A 7027-nucleotide genomic window follows, 5' to 3' on the forward strand; every position below is an offset into this window, starting at 1 on the left:
TGGATCGCGCGGGAGCGGCCCGGGATGTCCGCCAGGGTCATCATCGCCTGGGCGCCGACCAGCCGCGCCACCATCCGGTGCACCTGCTCGCTCCGCCGGAACGTCAGGACAAACCCCAGACGCCGCCGCCCTTCGGTCACCGCGTGCAGCCCCAACCATCCTTCTAAGGGGGCGCCGTCAACGATCAGCGCGCCTTCGGCTTCCCGATGGGCCTGGGGATCGGAGAGGGCTTCCTGGAAGCTGGGAGGCAATCGGATGTGATCGGTCAACGGACGTCCCAGGATCCCGGAGGGATCCAGACCCAGCACCCGGGTGGCTGTTCGGTTCAGGCGGATCACATGTCCCTGAGCGTTCAGAACCAGGACCACCTGATCGATGGCTTCCAGGATCGCCTGGAGCTCCGCCAGCAGTTGGTGGTTCTCCCGCAGGTTCGCCTCTGCCTGTAACTGATTCTCGATGGCCCGAGCGGCCGCCATCACCATCCCCAGGGTGTCGGGCTGAGCCCGTTCCGCGGGCGCCATGATCCCAATCGCCCCCAGGGGTTGCCCGTCCAGACCATAGATCGGGGCGGCGGTGGTGACCCAGGCATGATAGAGGGCGACAAAGTGTTCCGCGCCCACCACCTGCGCTGGAGTTCGTTCCAGGAGGGCGAGGGCGAAGGCATTGGTGCCCACATGGCCTTCCCCCCAATAAACTCCGGGCCGAAGCCCAACGGCCTCGACAGCGCGGACGATCCCTGGATCCCCCAGGACATCCAGGACACAGGCGGCGCCATCCAGGAGCGCGATCGCCAGGCCAGAGCCCTCCGTGAACTGGTGAAGATCCTCCATCAGAGGACGAGCGGTGGCGATCAGATCAAAAAGGGCCAGCCGCACGCGCTCCAGGGTCTGTTCATCCAGGCAGGGAAGGGCGGGGGGAGCAAGGGGATTCAACCGTGGAAAGCAACGTGCCCACGAAGCGGCGACCAGGGGATCCAGGGCGGGATCCAGCCGTCGGTCGGTGACGAACTGTTGCCAGCGGGCTCGGATCTTCGAGAGATCCACCGGATAAGCCCAGGGTTGCATCGGAGCCTCCTTCTCTTGGAAGGGTCCGAGGGCCGGGATGCCCCTTTCGGCGGCGTCCTGGTTCCCAGAGGCTGGGTTCCCCGATTTTTGGAGATGTCTGCTATCAAATTCCCCTACATGGGGAATCGATCGGTTCGTCCGAGTTCCAGCATCCCGGTTGCGCTAAGAATATTGTCGGATATTATGGGAAAAATCAAGCCTGAAGCGGGCAGACGCCCGGCCGGAGGCCCTCGCCATGAGTCCGCGCGTGATGAGGAGCGGTTTGATCGAGCCAGGGGTTGTGGAAGGGATACCCCACGCTGGATTGGGCGAAGAGCGGGATCGGCGTCTTCCCTTTCTTTTCCGTATCCCTTGCGATCTTCAGCGTTACATGGGCAGGATAAGGCTTAAGAAGCGATCGATCGCAGCCTGGATCTTCTTCCTGGCGATCATCGGATGTCGTCTCTCCTCGACGTCCTCTTCCCCTGCCTCTCCTTTTGCGGAACTTCCCTTCCAGCAAATTTGGAGCGAATCGTTCCCTGCCGCCTGGTCCAGTTGGGCGCCCCAGGCGCTGGCATGCGCCAGCGCCGGTTCAGGGGCGAGGGCGTGCTTACGGGCTTTGCATCCCCCTTTGACCGAACGAGTGATAGAGGAGGCGGCGCGACGGAAGGAGGCGCTGGGGATCGACGCGCCCTATGTGGCCAGCATCCTGGGCGGTTATGCCCAGCGACCGGAGCAGGCTGCGGCTGCGATCATCCTTGCGTTGTCGGAATCCACGGATGAGAGCCGTCGGGAGCGTTTGCGGGTCGCCTTCGACGCCATCCCTCAGCGGTTTCAGGAGGCCTCTCTTTCGTTTCGCAGCACCGTGTTTCCGCTTCCTCATCCGAACGCAGGGGGAGAGCCCCAGCGCTGGGCCCGGTATTATCTTTCCCAGGAATGGGCTTTGCTGCGAGCGGCTGTTGCCGCGTGGCGACCACCTGCCGAAGAGGAAATCGGATGCGCGGGTCTGGTATCCGGCGAAGATCTTTGCGCTTTCATAGGCCAGGTTCGATCCCCTGAGGATCTGCCCGTTCTGGAAGCCCGGCTGGAGGAGTTCTTCCGGGGCGCTTTCGATTACGCCGATGCCTTCGCCCGTTCGGAGCGTTTTCTCCACGAGGATCCAGCAAGGGTCCGGGCGTTGCTGTCGGAGATGCTTCAGGAGGCACGGGAGAAGCTGATCCCTCTGGAGCGCGAGGCGGCTCGCCGACGTCTGGCCGGGGAAAGCCTCGCCGTGGATCCTCTGGAGGCGGCATGGGATGGGGTGGAGCGCGCCTTGTTCGACGCTTCTCCGCGATGAATGCGTTCTTCCTGCGGCCCGAAGGGCTGCTGGGGAAATAGTTCATGAGACGGCTTTCCTGGCCCCCGGCGGATGGTTCCTTCCGCCCCAACGGCCCCGGGGCTGTAGAATTAAAATGAGGCGGCAGAGCGGACGGCGAAGCTGCCCGCCTTCCCGAGATGAGAGCATTATGTATGCGAGGCGTGTTGCTGAGGGAGCTACTGGACTCGATGTTGCCACCGGGAACCCGCGTGGTCGGTGGCGGAAGCGGGCTCGATCGCGAGGTGACGTGGGCGACCCTGCTCCGGACGATCCCTGCGCGGACGGCCATCCAGCGAGGGGATCTCCTCCTCTTCTCTGTGGATCTCCTCTCGATGCGTGAGCCCCCGCTTTCCTTCTCTGTTCTCCTCGAGCTCGCCCTGGAGCGCGAAGCCGCCGGGCTGGCCGTCGTCGGCCCGGTCCCGGAACCCTGGGGGCCGTTGGCGGACGAGGCCGGCCTTCCATTGCTTGCCCTGCCGGAAGGCACCAGCTTGGCGGATCTGGCGAATCAGATCGCCCGGTTCATCACCGCCCGACGCGAGGCCCTCTATGAGATCGAACGGGAGCTTCAGCGTCGATTCCAGCAGGCGGCCCTGGCCGGCGAGGGGCTGCCCGCGATCCTGCGCGCCCTGGCGGAGGTCACCGGGAAGAGCGCCTGGATGGAGGATGCGCAGGGAGCGCCGTGGCCGGATCTTCCATCGCCTCCCCAATCTTCTCCAGGCCAGGCGGAGCGCCGGGCCTGGCTCCGACGCTTGCCTCTGCGCGAGGAGGCGGAGCCCCCGGTGGCCCTCTTCGGGCCCGATGCCGAGGGCCGGGTTTGCCTCGCCGGGGCCGTGCTTCTGGATCGACGCCCTATCGGTGTGGTTTGCTTGCTGAGCCCTTCCCCCAAGATCACCGAGCGGGATCGCTTTGCAGTCGCCCAGGCGACGGCGGCCTGCGCGTTGGTGTTGCTCCGAGAGCGGTCGTTGTGGTCGGCGGAAGCCCGGGTGCGTGGGGAGTTCCTGGCCCAGGTGCTGCGGGGGGAGCTCCCGGAAGCGGAGGCGCGCCGTCGGGCCCGCATCCTGAACGAGCCGCTGGAAGAGCCGATGGCGGTGGCGGTGTTTCGAGCCCCCGATGCGGAAGAGAACGCCGAGCGCCTGGCGGAGGCGATCCGGCGCTTGACGGCCCGCTTCCCTCGATGCCGGATCCAGCCGATGGCCGAGGGGGTCGCCTTCGTATTCCCGCCCCCCGGTGGGGAGGCCGACCTGGAGGCAGTGGTGGAAGGCCTGCGGGTGGAACTGGCTCGCGCCCTGGGGCTGAGCCGTCTGGCCGCCGGGGTGGGTGGCGTTTATGCCGGCCCTGCCGGCCTGTCCCGTTCCTTCCGGGAGGCGGTTCAATCCCTTCAGATGGTGGAGGCCCTGCTGGGAGGGGATCGCGCCCTGGCGTATCAGCGCCTTGACGTCTATCGTTTACTCTACCCGCTGCGGGAAAGCGAAGCGCTGGAGGAATTCTACAATCAGACCCTGGGGCCTCTGGAGCGTTACGATCTGGAACATCGCGCGGAGCTGATCCCCACGTTGGAGGCCTTTTTCGCTTGCGATGGAAACCTGCAACGGACGGCGGAGCGTCTCTTTCTGCATCGAAATTCCCTGGCCTACCGTCTGCGGCGGATCCAGGAGATCACCGGAATGGATCTGCGGCGATGGGAGGATTGCTTCCGGTTGCAGCTGGCCTTGAAAATCCGACCGATCCTGAGGAGGTCCCATGAACGGCCAGGCAGTGGATCCGACCCGCGTGCTGGAGGAGGCCCGTAACGCCGGTGTCCGGTTCGTCATCCTCCGCTTCACGGACATCCTGGGGACGCCGAAGGGGGTGACCATTCCTCTGGAGGATCTCCCGGAGGCGATTGAGACAGGGAAGTGGTTTGACGGATCGGCGATCGAGGGATTCGCGCGGGTAGCGGAGTCAGATCTTTACCTGAAGCCGGATTTGAGCACGTTCACGGTTCTACCTTGGACCCGGGGGCAGGGGACGACGGCCCATGTGATCTGCTGGGTGGTCAATCGGCGGGGCGAGCCCTTCGCGGGCGATCCGCGGTCGGTGCTGGCGCGGGGGATGGAGCGGGCGGCCCGGATGGGGTATACCTACGTGGTGAGCCCGGAGCTGGAGTTTTATCTTTTCCAGGCCGATGGGGGTGCCTCCTTCGCCCCCACCCCTCCCGATGCCATCGGCTACTTCGATCTGGCCACCGATCTCGCCCATCAGGTTCGCTGCGAGATGGTGGATACCCTGCGGGCGCTCGGGATCCCGGCCGGGCCGGGCCACCATGAGATCTCACCGGGCCAGCACGAGATCAATTTCCAGCCGGCCGATGCCCTGCGGATGGCGGACTATATCGTCACGGCGCGGCTGGTGATCAAGCATGTGGCGCAGGCCCACGGCCTCCACGCCACCTTCATGCCCAAGCCGATGGAGGGAAGGGCGGGCTCCGGGATGCATACGCATCAGAGCCTGCTCCGCGTGGAGGATGGAGGGAACGCCTTCGCGGACCCCGAGGACGATTATGGGCTCTCGCCGCTGGCCAAGGCTTTCTTAGCCGGACAGATCGCCCACGCCCGGGGGATGTGCGCGGTGCTCTGCCCCCTGGTGAACTCCTACAAGCGTCTTCTGGGCGGGTTTGAGGCTCCGCCATATGTCAGCTGGGCCCGCATCAACCGTTCGGCCCTTATCCGGATCCCGGCCATTAAACCGGGGCGCTATCAATCCACTCGCATCGAGCTCCGGAGCCTGGACCCCGCGTGCAACCCCTATCTGGCCTTCGCGGTGATGCTGGCCGCCGGGTTGGATGGGATCGAACGGCGGTTGCCGCTCCCGCCGCCGGTGGAGGAGGAACTGGTCCCGATGGAGGCGGCGGAGCTGGAGGCCCGGGGGATCCAACGGTTGCCCACCACCCTGGGGGAGGCCCTGGAGGCCCTGGAGGCCGATGAAGTCCTCCAGGAGGCCCTCGGCCCGCTCGCAGCCGAGCGGTTCCTGGAAGCCAAACGGCTCGAGTGGGCCGCTTACTGCCGTCACGTGAGCGCCTGGGAGATCGAACGCTATTTCCAGGTGTATTAACGCGCGGTATGTAGGGGCGACCCCTGTGGTTGCCCCCCAATCGGGGCAGGCACGGGGGCCTGGGGCAGGCACGGGGGCCTGGGGCAGGCACAGGGGCCTGCCCCTACAAAATGCACGACGCGCCGGATCGTTTTCGTAGGGGCAACCCCCTGTGGTTGCCCTATTCGGGCGACCCCTGTGGTCGCCCCACAATTGGGGCAGGCACGGGGGACTGGGGCGGTCACAGGGGCCCGCCCCTACGAAACGCGCGGTGGGCCATATCATTTTGTAGGGGCAACTCCCTGTGGTTGCCCCCCATGGGCAACCATAGGGAGTTGCCCCGGGTTTTATACCATCCCTCGAGGTTGCCCCTCATCTCATAATTGTCCTCATCACGGGTCCTTTATCCCCTGACAAGGGCCTCCCGCGTTCCCATCGTGGGGATAATTTGTGCGCATGGCCCAAAGCAAAATCCCCGATTTTTGGTTCCTCCACCTGTAGTCTTATGTCCCCCGGCTTTTTACAATCAGGCCAAGTTCATGCAAGACTCCTTCTTCGGCTGGCCTAAAGGGCCATACGGGAAAGAACCGGAATGGTTTCTGGGAGTGTCTCACTGCGGACGGAGGGAGGATGGGCGGCAGCCATGGCCCCCTCTCCCTTATCTTCTCTCGATGAAGCCCCTCAGACCTCAGCGGGGGAGGATTTTAAAAATCCCTCCAAAATCGAGGGCGCGATCCGTCACGGGTGAAACACTCCTCGGTTTTCTTTATCTTCGCACGGCTGATGGAGACCCCTCTCAGCTTTATACCGCCTTGATCTTAATGGTTGTGGGAACCACCCTGCTCGCCCCGTTGTTGCTACGGCTATTGTTTTATGGAAGCGCGGCTTCCGTTGGGGAGGCGATCGATCAGGATGGGGGAGGCTGGGGAATGAACTTCCGCCTCCTTCTTGTGCGGCTTTCAGCACCCCGGCAAGGAGAAGGTTGAAGAAATCCTCTGATAGGGAGGTATGAATGATGCGTGGTGGGATCCCACGGTTGATGGTGACGGGAGGGTTGTTAGCGCTGGCTTTGGCGTTGACCCATGGCCTGGCGCTGGCCCAGGGCCCATCGCCGGAATCGGGGACAGCGGAGGCGGTGCGGGAGGAGCTCGGCCGTGCGGTGAACTTCGCCTGGACCCTGATCGCGGCCTTCCTGGTCTTCTTCATGCAGGCCGGGTTCGCGATGGTGGAGGCCGGCTTCACTCGCTCGAAGAATGTGGTGGCCGTGCTGACCAAGAACCTCATGGATGTTCTGATCGGGGGGCTGGCCTTCTGGGCCTTCGGCTTCGCTTTGATGTTCGGCGGATCCGGGCTGGCACCGGGCCTGGAGCGCGGCACGCCCTGGATCGGCCTCTCCGGTTTCTTCCTGGGCGGGTCGGCCTACGACGATCAGACCGCGTTGCTCTGGTTCTTCCAGATGGTCTTCGCCGCCACAGCGGCCACCATCGTCTCCGGAGCCATGGCAGAGCGGACCAAGACCACTGCCTACCTGGCTTATAGCTTCCTCGTCTCCGCGCTG

The 7027-nt window shown here is 64.7% G+C and carries 4 protein-coding genes and 1 pseudogene; 4 read left to right on the plus strand and 1 reads right to left on the minus strand.

Annotated features, from left to right (window positions below; translation table 11 throughout):
* A partial coding sequence (locus NZM16_RS09370) for a PAS domain-containing protein (protein WP_295480096.1) occupies positions 1-1064 on the minus strand: 1064 nt, incomplete at its 3' end.
* 610 nt (positions 1065-1674) lie between these two features.
* Here NZM16_RS09370 and NZM16_RS09375 point away from each other — a divergent pair.
* The 4 genes and pseudogenes from NZM16_RS09375 to NZM16_RS09390 form a co-directional block, all read left to right on the plus strand.
* On the plus strand, positions 1675-2379 hold the full coding sequence (locus tag NZM16_RS09375) for a hypothetical protein (protein ID WP_295480097.1): 705 nt from the start codon (positions 1675-1677) through the stop codon (positions 2377-2379).
* A 173-nt stretch (positions 2380-2552) separates the two neighbouring features.
* Positions 2553-4190, plus strand: a complete 1638-nt coding sequence (locus NZM16_RS09380; RefSeq protein WP_295480099.1) for a helix-turn-helix domain-containing protein — start codon at positions 2553-2555, stop codon at positions 4188-4190.
* Positions 4141-5490, plus strand: coding sequence for a glutamine synthetase family protein (locus tag NZM16_RS09385; RefSeq protein ID WP_295451914.1), 1350 nt, complete (start codon positions 4141-4143; stop codon positions 5488-5490). The genes NZM16_RS09380 and NZM16_RS09385 overlap by 50 nt, the downstream gene beginning before the upstream one ends.
* 994 nt (positions 5491-6484) lie before the next feature.
* Positions 6485-7027: pseudogene (locus NZM16_RS09390) on the plus strand (ammonium transporter); the annotation flags it as partial.

The organism is Thermoflexus sp., from assembly GCF_025055495.1.
GTDB lineage: Bacteria > Chloroflexota > Anaerolineae > Thermoflexales > Thermoflexaceae > Thermoflexus.

Bases quoted from the DNA above. Each gene is read 5' to 3' on its own strand.
- NZM16_RS09380 (WP_295480099.1), top strand. From the start codon at position 2,553: ATGCGAGGCGTGTTGCTGAGGGAGCTACTGGACTCGATGTTGCCACCG.
- NZM16_RS09385 (WP_295451914.1), top strand. From the start codon at position 4,141: ATGAACGGCCAGGCAGTGGATCCGACCCGCGTGCTGGAGGAGGCCCGT.